Raw genomic sequence first — 17,935 nt, forward strand, 5'->3', positions numbered from 1 at the left:
TGTGCTTATTTGGTACCAAACAAACGGTCCCCAGCATCACCTAAACCTGGAACGATATAGCCGTTTTCGTTGAGGCGTTCATCCAAGGCTGCAGCAAAGATTTCGACATCTGGATGAGCTGTTTGAAGAGCTTCCACTCCTTCTGGTGCTGCAACCAAGCAGACAAACTTAATATGGCTTGCACCACGTTTCTTTAATGAATCGACCGCTAGGATTGCAGATCCCCCAGTCGCCAACATTGGGTCTACCACAAAGATTTGACGTTGGTCGATATCTTCTGGCAATTTCACCAAGTATTCAACTGGTTTCAAGGTTTCTTCATCCCGGTACATTCCGATGTGACCAACTTTAGCAGCGGGTACCAAACTCAAGAGTCCGTCTACCATCCCGATCCCTGCACGAAGGATTGGAACAATCGCTAGTTTTTTACCAGCAATCTGTTTTTGAACTGTTTTTGTAATTGGTGTTTCGATTTCTACATCTTCAAGAGGAAGTTCGCGCAAAACCTCGTATCCCATCAACATAGCAATTTCATCTACTAATTCACGAAAAGCCTTTGTAGAGGTATCAGTCCGACGCAAAATAGACAATTTATGCTGAATCAGTGGATGTTTAATAACTTCAAGTTTTCCCATTGTGGTTCCTTCTTTCTCTATATTCATCTTATTATATCAAAAAGGAAGAAAAAGGCCTACAAATATGCAAACCTTTTCTTTTCTTATTTTAATGACTATCTTATAGCCACTCCTTGTACTTGCCAATATAATAGTGTTTGACCAGGGTGACACTTGCCATATAAAGGAAGAGGATTCCCGCCAGTAATAGGAAGTAAAGACTATTTAGTGGCGCTACTTTCAACAAGGAAGCCAGTGGGCCATATGGTAGGAAGGTCACAAAGAGGGCCCCCAATAAAGTCGTTGCCATGACTGCAAGGGCTGGCCAACTTTGAACAAAAGGCAATTTTGGAGAGCGGAGCATATAGATGACCATAGTTTGGGACCACATGGACTCGATAAACCAGCCGGTTTGAAAGAGCATGATGAAGAGTCCCGCACTGTCTGCTCCATGGACATAGCCATAGCCTGTAATCATAGGTACGATGATAAAGTAGAGAGCGATAAAGGTCAAGATGTCAAAGACAGAGGAAATAGGACCAAACCAGGCCATAAAGCGGGTAATGGATTTTGCTTCCCAAATCCGAGGTTTCTTCAAGAAGTCCTTATCCACTCGGTCAAAAGGCAAGGCGATACAGGAAAGGTCATAAACCAAGTTTAAAACGATGAGATGGATGGGGGCCATTGGAAGAAAAGGAAGGAAAATACTAGCAAAGAGAAGAGAGAAGATATTTCCGAAATTAGAAGAAACAGTCATCTTGATGTACTTGGTCATGTTGGCATAAACTTTGCGGCCTTCTACCAAGCCTTTTTCGAGGACCATCAAGTCTTTATCCAGAAGGATAACATCTGCTGTTTCTTTGGCAATATCGACAGCTGTATCAACCGAAATCCCCACATCTGCCACTTTCATAGAAGGAGCATCGTTGATCCCATCTCCCATATAGCCGACCTTGTGGCCATTTGCTTTGAGTTGCAAGATAATGCGTGCTTTTTGATCTGGAGATAATTTTGCAAAAACGGTGGTGGTTTCTACTGCTTGGGCCAAGTCTGAATCAGAGAGACTGTCGATATCGCTACCCAGCAAAATGCGGTCAACATCCAGTCCCACCTTTTCACAAACCGCTTGGGTCACTTTCTCATTATCACCCGTAAGGATTTTAGTAGCAACTCCGTATTCCGCAAGGGTATTGATGGCTGGTGCTGCGGATGGTTTTGGTGGATCCAAGAAGGCTAGGTAACCCGTCAAGATCATGTCTGCTTCATCTGCCACTTCAAAGGCATAGCCTTCCTCAAGATTTGATTTGTAACTAACCCCTAGCACGCGCAAACCTTGTTCATTCAGTTGAGCTACTTCTGCCAAGACGTCTTCCCGCACTTGGTCTGTCAGGGGAATAATCTCATCCTTGTATTCCACATAGTTAGAGACTGCTAGCATTTCTTCCAAGGCTCCCTTGGTGACCATGCTCACGACTCCCTCCTCATCTTTGACAATGACACTCATCCGCCGGCGTTCAAAGTCAAAAGGCAATTCATCAATTTTTTGGAAGCTTTGGTCCAAGCCTCTGACAATCTCATGTTTCTTAGCTTCTCTTTCTGTCCGACTGATAATGGCCCGGTCCATCAAATTTTTTAGGCCGGTTTGGAAGTAAGAATTGAGATAGGCCCGACGAAGGACAGACAAATCCAAGTCCCCATGAATGTCGAGGGGGTATTCGAGTACAATCTCATCTTGGGTCAAGGTTCCTGTCTTGTCCGTACAGAGGATATCAATAGCGCCTAGATCTTGAATAGCGTTGAGCTTTTTGATGACCACCTTTTCTTTGGCCATGATAATGGAACCCTTGGCCAAGCTGGCTGTGATAATCATTGGGAGCATTTCCGGAGTCAAGCCCACCCCTACACTGAGGGCAAAGACCCCTGCTTCCAGCCAGTCCCCATCTGTCAAACCATTGATAAAGAAGACGATGGGTACCATGACCATCATGAGTCGGATCAACAACCAAGAGATGGTGTTCATTTCTCGTTCAAAAGAGGTTGGTTCATCATACGTATTGATGGTTTGCTCAATCGCTCCCATCATGGTTTCATCCCCAACGACCAAGACCAAGGCTGTTGCTCGACCCGAGATGACATTGGTCCCCATGAAAGCTAGACTTTCACTCTCCAAAAGACTGTCCAGATTTTGGCCACTTGCTTTTTTCAAGCAGACTTTTTCGACAGCATCGCTCTCTCCAGTCAAACCGGATTGTTGGACGAAGAAGTCTCGTGAATCCAACAAGACCACATCTGCTGGGATCATGTCGCCTGCACTCAGTTTGATCAAGTCTCCCACCACAATCTCATCAATGGGAATTTCTTCTTCCTTGCCTTCTCTAATCACTGTTGCTGTATTGACAATCATGCGAGAAAGGTTGCTAGCAGCCTTGTCACTTCGCAATTCTTGGATAAAGCGAATCCCTCCAGAGAGAAGGACGAGAACGACGATGATGAGAGAGGTCGTTGGATCTTCCTCACCTGGTTTGGCTAACCAAACATTGGTCACCAGAGAAACAAGAGCAATGAGCAGTAAGATGACTGTGAAGGGATTGATGATGGATTCAACAATCCGTTTCCAGATAGAATCATCTTGCCCCTTTGTGAGGACATTTTCTCCATAGCTATCCCGGTTTTCCTCTACTTGGTCTTCCGTCAAACCAGACCAGCTAGATTGATAGGTTGCTAAGGTTCTTGTTTCTACATCTTGCAATGCAGCTATGAGTCTTTCTTTTGTTGTTTGCATTGGAATCTCCTTTTAAATCAGGAGCCAAACGCTTATAGAGTCCCGATGACACAAATCAGCGATTGGCTGGCTATGTGCGGTTCGGGATGATCGTCGATTTGTATCATAGTGTTCTCCTTTTCTACTTGATAGGTGAGAGGCTTCTTAAGCATAAGAAAAAAGCCCTCCCCTTTTATAGGTAGGACTCATTAAACTCGTCGTTTATTTTTTAATAAAAATTCTCAAAAAATAGACCGTCCAAGCTTTAGCTCCGCAAGGCAATGAAATGAGCTTAGTCTTGACCTTTGCGATCAGGACTGTTGACCAACGAGTAGTGTCTCCACTGCTTTGCGGTAGTCATCCGTATCCTTGTGGTAGCCTCACCTACCGTTATTCCCCTTGAGTATACTCCTCCCCTATAGAAAAGTCAACCCTTAAAATCAACCTTTTTTAGGAAAATTTGTTACGATCCGATCGACAATCTCTTGGACTAGGGTTTTCGGAGCTGCCACATTCAAACGGGCATGTTGCTTCCCTTCTACTCCAAAGTCTGTCCCTTTATTAAGGATGACCTTAGCCTGGTCATGAAGTCGAGCATGGAGTTCTTCCTCTGACAAACCGTAGGCAGAAAAATCAAGCCAGAGCAGATAGGTCCCTTGCGGTTTCATCACACCAATGTCTGTCTGCTCACGCAAAACTTCTACAGTGTAGTTGATATTTTCTTCCAAGACTTCCTTTAAGTCCTCTAACCAAGCCTTTCCATTCTGATAGGCTACTTCGGTGGCGATAAATCCAAGGGCAGAAATTTCATGTTGATTGTTTCGCAACTGCTGAGCTTGGAAGGATTTTCTTAGTGCATCATTTTCGATGATGGCATAGGAATTTTTTGTCCCTGCGATGTTGAAGGTTTTGGTCGCACTCGATAAGACAAGGGTGAAGTCCTTAAAGCTTGGATCTACCGTATTAAAAGAAACGTGCTGGTGCCCAAACAATACCAAATCTTGGTGAATTTCATCGGAAACAAGCAAGACCCCATATTTTTGACAGAGGCGACCAATCTTTTCTAGGACTTCTCGTTCCCAGACGCGACCGCCTGGATTATGAGGATTGCACAGGATGTAGAGCTTGACTTGGTGCTCCACAAAGTCTTTTTCCAATTGCTCAAAATCAATTTGGAAAAGTCCATCCACTTCTACTAAGGAATTGGTCACTAATTTGCGTTGATTGAGGCGGACGCTACGGGCAAAGGGTGGATAGACTGGCGTATTGATGAGAACAGCCTCTCCTTCCTTAGTGAAAGCCTGAATAGCCGTTGAAATAGACGGAACCACACCTTCCATAAAGACAATGGCTTCCTTCTCAAACACATATCCATGCTCTGACTTTTCCCACTCCTGAACAGCTCGGTAAAGCTCTTCACTAGGATAGGTGTAGCCGTAGACTAATTGATCCGCGTAATTTCGAATGGCTTGTCGAACCGCAGGTAAGGATTCAAAATCCATATCTGCAATCCAGGCAGGAAGAAGTTCTGGATCTTGCTCTGACTCCTTCCACTTGCTAGTATGATGCCCCAAACGATTAGGGACAGTCAAAAATTGTTCTTTTCCCATGATGGACTCCTATCTAGCCAATGCTTGTTCTAAATCCTCAATCAAATCTCGCGCATCTTCAATTCCGATGGAAAGGCGAAGCAAGTCATCCGTTAACCCATAGGAATGACGAACCTCTGCAGGAATATCCGCGTGGGTCTGTGTAGTTGGGTAGGTAATCAAACTCTCCACTCCACCTAAGCTTTCTGCAAAGGTTAAGACTTGCAAGTGGTTCAAAATGGTTGGAATCTTTTCTTGGTGGCTTACTTTAAAGGAAACCATGCCTCCCTTGCCAGTATACAAGACTTCCTTAACAGCTGGATGCCCCTTCAAGAATTCCACTACCTTCTTCGCATTTTCTGTAGAGCGCTCCATACGAAGGGCTAAGGTTTTTAAACCACGGATCAATTGGTAGCTGTCAAAAGGAGAGAGAACAGCTCCAGTTGTGTTTAAGTTATAAAAGAGTTGCTCATAAAGGCCTTCATCATCAGTCACCACAACACCAGCCAAAACGTCATTATGACCTGCTAGATACTTGGTCGCTGAGTGGAGGACGATGTCTGCTCCTTCTTCAATTGGACGTTGGTAGATAGGGCTATAGAAGGTATTGTCTACAATCACTTTTGCCCCTTTTTCATGAGCGAGTTTAGCTAATTTCTGGATGTCAAACTCCAGCATGAGTGGGTTGGTAGGCGTTTCAATATAGAGAATATCCACCTCTCCCTTCAATCCTTCTACCAATTCTTCTTCTGAATTTGCATAGGTAAAGAAAAAGCGTCCTTCTTGTTCCATTTGGTTGAACCAGCGGAAAGAGCCTCCATAAAGATCTCTTACTGCCAAGACCTTACTGCCAACAGGAAAAATACTAAAGGCTAAGACAATGGCAGACATACCTGAGCTCGTCACCAAGGCATGCTCTGCACTCTCAATAGCTGCCAAGGTCTTTTCAGCGTTTACCCGAGTCGGATTCTTGGTACGGATATAGTCAAAACCAGTAGATTGACCAAACTCTGGATGCTGGTAAGTGGTTGAAAAATGAAGCGGAGTAATCAAAGCCCCTGTTGCTGGATCCGACTTGATTCCCGCTTGAGCTAGGATGGTGTTAATATTCTTTTTGTGACTCATACAAACCTCCAATGGACGTAAATTCAATTGTCTCTATTGTATCACTTCTTTAGATGATTCGGTTTTTCCTTTTTCAAGAGCTAGATATAGCTTCAAACTATAATGAAAAAAGAGGTGGGATAGACCCAACCTCTACTGGTTATGAAATATGAAATTTATTTCGAAGACTGGCTGCCTTGCTACCAATGAAGCGATCTAAGAAACGAAGACGAAGACCGAGGCCACCGTATACGACGATTCCCACACCACCAATCAGAGCTACATAGAGCATGCTGGTCACTCGACCATTTGGTTTGATCACCATGCCGAGGATAAAGCCTGCAACTAGGACTACCAAGAGCATAATCAAGGTGAGAATGGCTGTCAATAAGCTTCGTTTGAAGACTGTCTTGCGATTGAAATGAGTCACCTGATGAATTTCCTTGTACATAAGAACAATCGGAATCATGAGGCCAATCGTAGTAGAAAGAAGAGGACCATAAGCCTTAAAGAGATAAATGAACGGTACTTGGAGAATCAGTTTTACCAATACTCCATAACCAAAGTAAAGAATCGCCTTCCGATTTTGGAAAAGAGCCTGGATCATTGGAGAGAGAACCGTATACAAGCCTAGAATGACCGTTTGTAACATGGCTAGGATAAAGAGTCCCAAAGCCAGGGAATCTGGTTTCCCGTAAAAGACCGTATAGAGAGGCTCTGCAATAGCTACAGCTCCAATCGTCGCTGGAAGCAAGAAGGCTACTAGCATGGTCAAATTATCTTGAACCAGCTTACCTGCAGCCCGGAAATCGCCCTTGACATAGTTCTCTGTAAGGAGAGGGATTCCCACCCCACCGATCGATGTCGCAACTGCAATTAAAATCATGGTGATCTTGTTCGGATTCGCTGAGAAGTAGCTGAACTGAACCAAAAGCTCTGAACGAGTGAAGTTGGTGAACCAAGACATGACATTGCTATAGGTCATCTGGTCGATAATTTGAAAGAGTTGAATGGCTGATCCTGTCACAATGAACGGAATCGCTTCACGAATAGTATCCCACAAGAGAGCCTTGGTATCAATCTGGCTATCAGACTCCGGGCGATGAATAATGTGCTGTAGAAGTCCTGTTTTCCAGAGGTAATAGACGAGGACTAGAAGACTCGCTCCCATCCCAATAAAGGCTGCAAAAGTGGACTGGGTCACGGCTTCAACGTAATCACCTGAACCGACCTTCATAATGAAGTAGGCTGTCAAGAGCATCCAGATAACCCGAATCACTTGCTCAGCAATTTGACTGATAGCATAAGGTTTCAGATTGTTATGCCCTTGGAAGAAGCCACGAATGACACTCATGGAAGGGAAAATGAGGACCGCCCAAGATAAGCTCTGCATGACAGGGATTAGGTCTTTCCCACCTCCTGATAGGTTTGCAAAGACTGGGGAAAGCACATACATGATAATGGCAAAAATCAAGCCCAATAAAGACATGAACTTAAGGAAGCCACGAATCATGGCAAAACTGTGCTCTTCTTGCCCCTTGGTATTATACTTAGCGACTTGCTTAGCGACTGCTACTGGGACACCTGCTGTTGAAATCAGCAAAAACCAAGCGTAGATATTGTAGCCCATAGTGAAGAGACCGTTTGCCTCTGCTCCATGTTTACCCATCCAGATATACCAAGGGATGATATAGGCCGCACCCAAGAGACGACTAATGAAATTGCTAGCTGTTAACCAGACTGTACCTCGAAGCATCTGGGCCTGTTGATTACTTGTTTCGTTACTCATATGTTTCCTCTACTTTATAGTCTTCTTTCATTATAAACTTTTCCTTTACACTTGTAAAATAAGGTCTTTCAGTTTAAAATAGGATTATGATAAAGATAGAAACTGTACTAAACATTTTAAAAGAGGATCACAACTTTCGTGAGATCCTACAAGACGGAGAATACCACTATTCAGCAAGTGGTGTTTCTTTTAATCAAATAAGCTACGATAGTCGAAAAGTCAACTCCGAGACCCTCTTTTTTGTCAAGGGGGCAAATTTCAAGAAGGAATTTTTGGAGCAAGCGATCGAGCAAGGTCTCCAGTGGTATGTCGCTGAGCAAGACTTTGAGGTCAGCATCCCAGCCATTATCGTTACGGATATCAAACAGGCTATGAGCTTGATTGCCATGGAATTCTATGGCCACCCTGAGCGCCAGCTAAAACTCTTAGCTTTTACAGGGACCAAGGGCAAAACGACTTCTGCTTACTATGCCTACAAGATTCTTGAGCAAGGACACCGTCCAGCCATGCTATCCACTATGAACACAACCTTGGATGGCAAGACCTTCTTCAAATCAACCTTGACCACTCCAGAAAGCATTGATCTTTTTGAAATGATGGCCCAAGCAGTTGCCAACGATCGGACCCACCTGATTATGGAGGTTTCTAGCCAAGCTTATTTGGTGAAACGGGTTTACGGTCTGACCTTTGATGTCGGTGTCTTCCTCAACATCAGCCCTGACCATATTGGACCAATTGAACATCCAACCTTTGAAGACTACTTCTACCACAAACGTCTCTTGATGGAAAATAGCCGTGCTGTTGTTGTCAATAGCGATATGGATCATTTTGAGATTCTTGCGGAGCAGGTCGCGGAGCAAGACCACGACTTCTACGGCAGTCAATCAAGCAACCAAGTCCAGAACTCAAAAGCCTTTAGCTTTTCTGTCACTGGTAAGCTGGCGGGAGATTATGATACCCAGCTCATCGGTCACTTCAACCAAGAAAATGCTGTGGCTGCAGGTCTTGCCTGCCTTCGCCTAGGAGCGAGTCCCGAGGATATCCAAAAAGGGATTGCTAAGACGCGTGTTCCTGGCCGAATGGAAGTCTTGACTCAGAAAAATGGAGCCAAGGTCTTCATCGACTACGCCCATAATGGAGATAGCTTGAAAAAGCTGCTCTCAGTAGTTGAAACCCATCAAACGGGGACCATTTCACTAGTCCTTGGATCAACCGGTAATAAGGGAGAAAGCCGCCGCAAAGACTTTGGCTTACTCTTAGAAGACCATCCTGAGATCCAAGTCTTCCTCACAGCGGATGATCCCAACTATGAAGATCCTTTGGCTATCGCTGAAGAGATTAGTAGTTATATCACGCGACCTGTCGAAAAAATCGCAGATCGCGAGCAAGCCATTCAACTAGCTATGGCAACGACCAGCAAGCCTGAAGATGCCGTCATTATCGCCGGAAAAGGAGCTGACTGCTACCAAATCGTCAATGGCGTAAAAGAAGAATATCCAGGCGATGCCGCCATCGCTGAACGTTACCTATAATCAAACGAAAGAAGAGGCTGGGACAAAAGTCCTAGCCTCTCAATTGTCTTTGGATTGTCGAGCAAGACGCAGTGGTTGAGTGGGCTCTACTACGCTGATTTCATCAGCTTTTACAGCCCTACTCAACTGTGCGGAGGTGGGACGACGAAATCGAATTCTAACGAATTACCGATTTCTGTCCCACTCTCTTTCTATTGTTTACTAAACATCAGTCTTTCCTTATCCAAGTCCACTGCTAATTCATATTTGCCTTCATCATTTTTGCGGATATAGCCTAAGACTTCTAAGCTATCAACAAAGATGTCTCTGCGCTTTTGCTGGACTTCTTCTTTTTTGAGGAACTTGAGCAAAAAGCTGGTCATATACTTGAGAGCATACTCGGGATTCACATCGCCCAAAATAGCATAGAGTTTCTCTTGCTCCTCCGTCAAAGGATATTGGTGTTTCACCTTGTAGAAGTAATTGGAAAGTGTCTGTGCATGTCGTTCGAAGTCAGTCTCCTCTATCAAAATCGCTGCATTGGTAGTATTGCGGAGTTCTGTTTGGAAGACCTTGGCTTTTAATTCTTGATAAACTGCACTGTCCTCTCGAACAAAGACCTCTTGATCCAGTTCAACTCGATCAGCTGACTCTAAGAAAGGCAAATTGAGAGTGTAGCGTTTATTTTCTCGAAGGATGAAGCCCGCTTTGATATACTCCTCCATCAGCTTATCCACTGGTTGATCTGGAAATTGGGCCTTGATTTGCCGCAGGATCACATCATCCTGCTGGTCCAGATAGTTGATCAAGTCCTTGAAAAATGGCTGACGTGTCAAACGTGTGGGATTAATGATTGTAATCATCCAAATACCTTTCTTTAAACTGTAGATGGGGTGATTGAGCTAACTGACTCGGGTTAGTCCCAAGCTGATCTAGGGGAACGGCTAGGCCAAGTTCCTTGTAGTAATCCAGCCAGAACGGACTAATCTCCTCTTCCCCATCTCCAAACTTCATGGGAATGGTCTCAAAAACAGGGAGTAGTTCAGCGATGAACTGGGAACAATAGAAACCTTTTCCATCTGGATAAAAGGACGCATTGTAGGGAGCTCCTAAAAGGCTCTCTGCTCGCTTTTTGACTTCTTCGTAATCAATCGCCGTATAGCGATAAAGGTCATAGACTTTTCCAGCTTCAAAGAAATCTTCGGGTGACTGGGAAAGAACGCCACCTTCCACCCTAGCATGATAGACCTGTCCGTCCAAAAAGATAGCCACATGGCTATAGTTGCCAGTTGATGCCTGGATGGCTTGCCCTATATCCGAATCATCTTTCACAAAGATTAAATCACCATTTTCTAGCATATTTCTCTCCTAGAAAAAAAGGAGCCAAAACTCCTTTTTAACAATAGGCTTCCCCATCTATCATTATGCATTAAAGCTTTCAGTCAATTGTGGTACCACTTGTTTCTTACGTGAAACAGCACCTGGAAGGAAAGCGTGGTTGTTTTCAAGTTTGAAGTTGAAAGCTGCTTCTACCTTATCCATGTTAGCACCAAGAGCCAAAATTTCTGAGTTAGAGTTGACAATGTCTGTAATCATCAAAACAAAGTCAGAGTAGCCGTTAGCTGCATTTGCGGCTTGGATAGCTGCTTCGATTTCAGATTGGCGTTCCAAGACTTCAGCAATATCAACTGTATTCACTTGAGCCACACGAACGTTGTTTCCGTTGAGTTCAAAAGTCTTAGCATCGATGTCGATCAATTCTTCTGCTGATTTGCTTGCCAAGTTGGTACCAGCCTTAAGCATGGCAAGACCGTATTCTTCCAAGTTCACACCAGCCAATTCAGCCAATTCAGGCGCAATCACTTTATCAGATGGATGAGTTGTTGGAGATTTCAAAAGAAGGGTATCTGAAATCAAACCTGAAAGCATCAAACCTGCGATTTCTTTTGGCACTGCTACACCATGTTCTTTGAACATGCGGTAAACGATAGAAGATGCTGATCCTACTGGTTCCAAACGCATGTAAAGTGGGCTGGCAGTTTCAAAGTTAGCCACACGGTGGTGATCCACTACACCGTAAACTTCTACTTCAGCGATATCTGAAACAGATTGTTGGAACTCATTGTGGTCCGTCAAGATGACTTGCTCTGCACCTTCTGCTTTAGCTGATGTGATGACGCGTGGTGCTTCCACACCAAAATAGTCCAACACGAAAGCTGTTTCTTCATTTGGAGTTCCAAGAGCCACTGCTTCTGTATCCAAACCGTAAGCTTCTTTTGCAAGATAAGCAAAGGCTACAGATGAACCGATGGCATCTGAGTCAGGATTTTGGTGACCAAAAACGAGAATTTTTGACATGTTTCTACCTCTTCATTTTCATTTGTATATTCACTCTATTTTAGCACGTTTTTCCGTTTAAAGAAAGGGGATAGTTGTTCATTTCATCAGAAAAAGACAGCTGGAAGGACCAACTGTCTCGATCTATTTTATCCTTTAACCCGTTTCAAGTAATCTTGGTAACTTTCCGTTTCCATCAAGTCCTTCGCATTTTGGACCCGTTCTTTTGTCGGTGGTTTCACACCCTCCAACTTGTACGGAATACCCAATTCCCGCCATTTGAATTCACCCATGGTATGGTAGGGTAGAATTTCAAATTTATCAACATTTTTAAGGGTTTTAACAAATTTCCCAAGTTCGATCAGGTCATCATCTCGGTCTGTCAAACCTGGGACCAAAACGTGACGAATCCAGACGGGTTTTCCAATATCAGACAAATACTTGGCACAGGCTAAAATATTCTTGTTCGTTTGACTGGTTACAAATCTGTGCCGCTCATCGTTAATTTCCTTGATATCCAGAAGCACCAAGTCTGTCACTGCCATTAATTTATCAAATTTTTCCAGGTAACGAGGGGTATTGCGGAAAGGTAGAGCACAGGTATCGAGCGTGCAGTGAATGCCCAATTCTTGAGCCTTGGTGAAGAGGGCAATCAAAAAGTCTATCTGCAAGAGGGCTTCTCCACCACTAACCGTGATCCCACCTTTTTGACCCCAAAATCCACGATAGCGGAGGGCTTCTTCTAGGACATCATCCACTGTTCGTTCTCTAGACATGTTGGTTTCCATAGCCCAAGTATCCGGGTTATGGCAATACTGACACCGCATTTGACAGCCTTGAAGAAAGACAATAAAACGGATCCCTGGTCCATCTACAGCACCGAAGCTTTCCGTAGAGTGTACCATTCCTGTTACTTTTCCATAGTCAACTGTTTCATTTTCCATGTCTTGTCCTTCTCTCTTGAAAACGTTTTATGGTCTTATTATAACATGATTCCTTGTGAATAAAAGGATTTTGACTAGTTTTTAGAAAATAAACTGTTTTTCAATTTCATACAATTGTATTAGTACAGGTCATTCCAGTCGGCCTTACTCTTACCGATTCTCTATGGCAAAAATCAATAGCTTATTTATCTCCTATTTCTCTACTATTTTAAGAAATAACACTCTCAAATATGCATCTTACCTAAATGCTATTGACATTTTCCTGTTTCCCTATTAAATTGGATATGATAGAAATAAATATGAAGGGACTGTCTTTAATCAATAATGTAAGCGATCTCAAAAAAATAGAGGAGAGTTCTATGGACCAAAGATTTTGGGAAACATCCTGTCGTTATAGTATCCGTAAACTAACAGTTGGCACTGCTTCTGTTTTACTAGGTGCATTTTTTCTCAGCTTACACCAGGTAGATGCTGATAGTATTGTTGGAAGTCAAAACGAAAGCAACCACCTTGAAGCTGCCCCATCAATAGAGAGTCCGACTGACAGAACTGGAGGATCCAAGTCAGAGAATCCACATATCGCTCCTATTTCTGAAGAAAGAAGCTCAACTCCTGATAGAGCTGTTGAAAGTCATCATACAGACGATTCGACTACTTCGATTGAGACGAATAAAGATACGGAAACGATGAAAGTTGAGACTCCTGTGGCAAAACAAACAGATTATCAATTAAGTTACAATCAACCTGCTGCTGCTACCTATGATGGTTGGGAAAAACAAGCCCTTCCAGTCGGAAACGGGGAAATGGGGGCTAAGGTTTTCGGACTCATCGGTGAAGAAAGAATCCAATACAACGAAAAAACTCTTTGGTCTGGAGGACCACAACCAGATAGCACCGACTACAACGGAGGAAACTATCAGGATCGCCATAAGGTCTTAGCAGAAATTCGTAAAGCATTGGAAGAAGAAAACCGCCAAAAAGCCAAACAATTAGCCGAAGAACATCTAGTAGGCCCAAACAATGCTCAGTATGGCCGTTACTTATCTTTTGGTGATATCTTTATGGTCTTCAACAACCAAAAGAAAGGCCTGGAGAATGTTACCGACTATCATCGTGGCTTAGATATTACTGAAGCTATCACGACTACTTCTTATAGCCAAGATGGAACCACTTTTAAACGCGAAACCTTCTCTAGCTATCCTGACGATGTTACAGTGACCCACTTGAGTAAAAAAGGGGATAAGACCCTTGATTTTACCCTTTGGAATAGCTTGACAGAAGATTTACTTGCGAATGGCGATTACTCTTGGGAATATTCGAATTATAAACAAGGAGGAGTTACCACTGATTCGAATGGTATTTTGCTCAAGGGGACTGTCAAAGATAATGGTCTTCAATTTGCTTCCTATCTTGGAATCAAGACGGACGGACAAGTCACTGCCCAAGACGGCTATTTGACCGTCACTGGAGCCAGCTATGCGACCCTTTTACTCAGTGCCAAGACCAACTTTGCTCAAAATCCAAAAACTAATTATCGGAAAGAGATTAATTTAGAAGAAACTGTCAAATCGATCGTTGAAGCTGCCAAAGAAAAAGACTATGAAACTCTAAAACACGACCACATCAAGGACTATCAAAGTCTTTTCAACCGTGTTCAACTAAATCTTGGGGGTAACAAATCTAGCCAAACTACAAAAGATGCTCTTCAAACCTATAATCCTACAAAAGGACAAAAGTTAGAAGAACTCTTCTTCCAATACGGACGTTACCTACTGATTAGTTCTTCTCGTGATCGGACAGATGCCCTTCCAGCCAACCTACAAGGAGTCTGGAATGCTGTAGATAATCCACCATGGAACTCTGACTATCACCTCAATGTCAACCTACAGATGAACTACTGGCCTGCCTATATGAGCAATCTTGCAGAAACTGCCAAGCCAATGATCAATTATATTGATGACATGCGCTACTATGGCCGTATCGCTGCCAAGGAATACGCTGGTATCGAATCCAAAGAAGGACAAGAAAATGGTTGGTTGGTTCATACCCAAGCAACGCCATTCGGCTGGACAACTCCTGGTTGGAATTACTATTGGGGCTGGTCTCCTGCTGCCAATGCTTGGATGATGCAGAACGTCTATGACTACTATAAATTCACCAAGGATGAGACCTATCTTAAAGAAAAGATTTATCCAATGCTCAAGGAAACGGCCAAGTTCTGGAATTCCTTCTTGCACTACGACAAAGCAAGTGACCGTTGGGTATCTTCTCCATCCTACTCACCAGAGCATGGAACTATCACGATTGGGAATACCTTCGACCAGTCTCTGGTTTGGCAGCTCTTCCACGACTATATGGAAGCAGCCAAGCATCTCAATGTCGACCAAGACTTAGTTACCGAAGTGAAGGCTAAATTTGACAAGCTCAAACCACTTCATATCAACCAAGATGGCCGCATCAAGGAATGGTACGAAGAAGACAGTCCTCAATTTACGAATGAAGGCATTGAAAATCACCACCGTCACGTTTCTCATCTGGTTGGTCTCTTCCCAGGTACTTTATTTGACAAGGATCAGCCTGAATACCTAGAGGCGGCACGCGCAACCTTAAACCACCGTGGAGATGGTGGAACGGGTTGGTCTAAGGCCAATAAAATCAACCTCTGGGCTCGTCTGCTTGATGGAAATCGTGCCCATCGTTTATTGGCAGAACAGCTCAAATCCTCAACCCTAGAAAATCTCTGGGATACCCACGAGCCTTTCCAAATCGATGGTAACTTTGGTGCCACTAGCGGGATGGCAGAAATGCTCCTTCAATCCCACACTGGCTACATTGCCCCATTACCAGCCCTTCCAGATGCCTGGAAAGACGGGCAAGTTTCAGGTCTCGTGGCACGTGGCAACTTTGAAGTCAGCATGAAATGGAAAGAAAAGAATCTTGAGACATTAGCTTTCCTTTCCCATGCAGGTGGAGATTTAGTCGTCGATTATCCAGACATCGAGTCGAGTATTGTCAAGATTAATGGGAAAGAAATCAAACCTACTCTTCTGAAGGGCAATCGGATTCAGATTGCCACTCAAAAAGGGGATCAGGTTACCTTTGAAAAGTTACCAGAGAGGGTCACCCGCCTATCTGCCGTGAGAAAAGATGCTGTAACTGCTGAACTCGATTTCAATCCAGTTAAAGATGCGACTCACTATGTCATTCGTCGAGAAAGCAAAGATGAAAGCAGTGACGCTCCTTCTGTCAAAGAATTCCTAACCAATGTCACTCATTTCATTGACCGCTCCATTGATTCTCTTCATAGCTATAGTTATAGCGTTAAAGCTATGATTGGGGAGCGCTCAAGGCAAACATCAGAAGCCGCATCAATCCAACCAGTTGTCGAATTGATGGACGATAGAGATCCTCGTGTTCAATACGGTCCTGCCTTCAATAACTGGGAAGATGCTGACTTGTATGCAGGAACTGAAAAATACGCCGACCTATCCCTTGATAGCTACTCTGACAAAGATGCAACTGCTAGCATCTCTTTCAATGGACGAGGAATTGAAATCTATGGTCTCAAATCGTCTGAATTAGGCTTAGCAGAAGTCCAAATCGATGGAAAAAAAGTGGGAGATCTGGATTTCTACACATCTGGAGAAACGGAAAAAAGCGCTCTAATCGGTCGTTTTACAGGACTTCCTGATGGAAATCATATCCTAACTCTGACCGTGAAGAAGGAGCACTTAAACCGTGGGAATGAACGCTCAAAAATTTCCTTGGATTATTTTAAAATCTATCCTGGTCAAGACGCGACTGTTGAAAAGATGGATGACAGAGATCCTCGTATCCACTATGGTTCTTTGTTCAAAGACTGGAATGAATCAGGCTTATATCAAACGACAGAAAAATACGCGACTCTCCAAAACGTAGATCCATCTCAGTATTCTGAGGCCAAGGCAATCATTCCTTTCACTGGTACAGGTATCCGCATCTACGGTTTGAAATCTTCTGGCTATGGAAAAGCCTTAGTAACCCTGGATGGAAAAGAAATGCCAAGTTTGGACTTCTACTCAAGTGCTGACTATGAAAAGAATGTATTGATTGGCGAGTATACAAACTTAAGCAATGGAAATCATATTCTCACCTTGACAGTGGATCCTAACTCTCCAGATGGTAGAAAGATGATTTCTCTGGATTCATTTGACATATTGAAGCCAGCAACAGTATCCCTAGATACTCCAAGTCTAGCCCCAATACAAGCAGGCGATCAAACCATTACCCTCACACTTCCGTCTGGAGAATGGGATGCTATTGCTGTACAATTCCCTGGTACAAAGGATCCTGTTTTCCTCAAGAAAACCGATGACCAACACGTCACCCTATCAGATGGAAATCGAGTGTTGCCGATTAAAAACCAGCAAATTGAACTCCCAATCCCAGAAACTGCTCATCAAAAACAAGATCAGATCATCTCAGCCTATGCCATCCGAGGGAAAACCATCACTAGTCCAGTGGTCTCTCTCTTACCTGCTCTTGTGACAAGTTTGGGAGAGGAAGAACCACCTGTAGTAACCCTTCCTGAGTACACAGACCCAATCGGCACAGCTGGACAAGAAGCACCTATCCTTTCTCTACCTGAATATGTCCTGCGGGTACTGAAAGACCAAGCCAGCAAGGTAGAGGTCATTAGTGGAGAAAATGAGATTGGAACAGAAAGTCATTTAGAGATCCAAAAGGTCCTTGACCAAGGTCTCTTCGGCGAGACCTACGATGCTTTCAACCTTCAACTGAGGGATAAAGAGGGAAATCCAGTTCCAGTGAAGGGAAGTGTATTGGTTCGACTTCCACTATCAGGAGAAGTGAAGCAACTCTATGTCTTGACTCCTGATCAAGAACTCCAAGCAGTAGAATTTACACTACGAGAGGGCATGATTGAATTCATGGCACAAGAGTTAGGAACCTATGCCATTGTCTACAAGACAAAATCAGAAACTGTACCATTCATTTCAAGTCTTCATGAGAAAGTTGAGCCGACTGTATCAGAAAGAAGGGAGCCATACAAGCCAAATTCAGAGAACACTAGTCCAAGGAAGGCCGGTGATACTTTGATGAGTGTTCCCAACTCTAAACAAGACGACGCTTCACAAGGACAACTTCCAAAAACGAATGCTAAACTCAGTTCATACCTACTCTTCTTAGCAGGACTTAGCCTTGTTCTCGCAGCTACTTTCCTAGAGAAAAAGAAAACCGATTAGCTTGATGTAGCTAACAAGATCAATAAAAAGGATGGAATCTCCA

At 43.6% G+C, this 17,935-nt stretch carries 11 protein-coding genes and 1 riboswitch; of the genes, 2 read left to right on the forward strand and 9 right to left on the reverse strand.

The genetic code is table 11. From position 1 onward, the window contains the following. Window positions 1-5: 5 nt before the first annotated feature. The 5 genes from upp to QM873_RS00160 all read right to left on the reverse strand — a co-directional run bounded on the left by upp (window position 6) and on the right by QM873_RS00160 (window position 7,857). On the reverse strand, window positions 6-635 hold the full coding sequence (gene upp / locus QM873_RS00140; protein ID WP_048689715.1) for a uracil phosphoribosyltransferase: 630 nt from the start codon (window positions 633-635) through the stop codon (window positions 6-8). A gap of 100 nt (window positions 636-735) precedes the next feature. Then, window positions 736-3,396 carry a magnesium-translocating P-type ATPase gene (gene mgtA / locus QM873_RS00145; protein WP_154853523.1) on the reverse strand — a complete coding sequence of 887 codons (2,661 nt, stop codon included), beginning with the start codon at window positions 3,394-3,396 and terminating at the stop codon, window positions 736-738. Between the two features lie 223 nt (window positions 3,397-3,619). Next, window positions 3,620-3,774, reverse strand: a riboswitch (M-box (ykoK) riboswitch). Window positions 3,775-3,815: 41 nt separating this feature from the next. Then, a complete protein-coding gene (locus QM873_RS00150; protein ID WP_154853525.1) occupies window positions 3,816-4,985 on the reverse strand; it encodes a MalY/PatB family protein in 1,170 nt (389 codons plus the stop codon). 9 nt (window positions 4,986-4,994) lie between these two features. Beyond that, window positions 4,995-6,089 carry a cystathionine gamma-synthase gene (locus QM873_RS00155; protein ID WP_129270239.1) on the reverse strand — a complete coding sequence of 365 codons (1,095 nt, stop codon included), beginning with the start codon at window positions 6,087-6,089 and terminating at the stop codon, window positions 4,995-4,997. Between the two features lie 139 nt (window positions 6,090-6,228). Next, window positions 6,229-7,857 (reverse strand): putative polysaccharide biosynthesis protein, encoded by a 1,629-nt coding sequence (locus QM873_RS00160; protein ID WP_154853528.1) that lies wholly within the window; start codon window positions 7,855-7,857, stop codon window positions 6,229-6,231. Window positions 7,858-7,943: 86 nt separating this feature from the next. Between QM873_RS00160 and QM873_RS00165 the strand changes: the two genes are divergently transcribed. Continuing rightward, window positions 7,944-9,389 carry a UDP-N-acetylmuramoyl-L-alanyl-D-glutamate--L-lysine ligase gene (locus QM873_RS00165; protein ID WP_414278594.1) on the forward strand — a complete coding sequence of 482 codons (1,446 nt, stop codon included), beginning with the start codon at window positions 7,944-7,946 and terminating at the stop codon, window positions 9,387-9,389. A gap of 191 nt (window positions 9,390-9,580) precedes the next feature. Here the strand turns inward: QM873_RS00165 and QM873_RS00170 are convergent, their stop codons facing one another. The 4 genes from QM873_RS00170 to pflA form a co-directional block, all read right to left on the reverse strand. After that, window positions 9,581-10,231, reverse strand: coding sequence for a DUF1803 domain-containing protein (locus QM873_RS00170; RefSeq protein WP_195348079.1), 651 nt, complete (start codon window positions 10,229-10,231; stop codon window positions 9,581-9,583). After that, a complete protein-coding gene (locus QM873_RS00175; RefSeq protein WP_195348078.1) occupies window positions 10,215-10,727 on the reverse strand; it encodes a YiiX/YebB-like N1pC/P60 family cysteine hydrolase in 513 nt (170 codons plus the stop codon). The genes QM873_RS00170 and QM873_RS00175 overlap by 17 nt, the downstream gene beginning before the upstream one ends. A gap of 63 nt (window positions 10,728-10,790) precedes the next feature. Continuing rightward, window positions 10,791-11,726: a manganese-dependent inorganic pyrophosphatase gene (locus QM873_RS00180; RefSeq protein ID WP_414278595.1), complete on the reverse strand. Its 936-nt coding sequence runs from the start codon at window positions 11,724-11,726 to the stop codon at window positions 10,791-10,793. A gap of 128 nt (window positions 11,727-11,854) precedes the next feature. Then, a complete protein-coding gene (gene pflA, locus QM873_RS00185; RefSeq protein ID WP_048689741.1) occupies window positions 11,855-12,649 on the reverse strand; it encodes a pyruvate formate-lyase-activating protein in 795 nt (264 codons plus the stop codon). A gap of 359 nt (window positions 12,650-13,008) precedes the next feature. Here pflA and QM873_RS00190 point away from each other — a divergent pair, with 359 nt between their 5' ends. Beyond that, window positions 13,009-17,892: a glycosyl hydrolase family 95 catalytic domain-containing protein gene (locus tag QM873_RS00190; RefSeq protein WP_414278596.1), complete on the forward strand. Its 4,884-nt coding sequence runs from the start codon at window positions 13,009-13,011 to the stop codon at window positions 17,890-17,892. Window positions 17,893-17,935: the final 43 nt, after the last annotated feature.

The organism is Streptococcus australis, assembly GCF_047463015.1.
In the GTDB taxonomy this organism is placed as follows: domain Bacteria; phylum Bacillota; class Bacilli; order Lactobacillales; family Streptococcaceae; genus Streptococcus; species Streptococcus australis_F.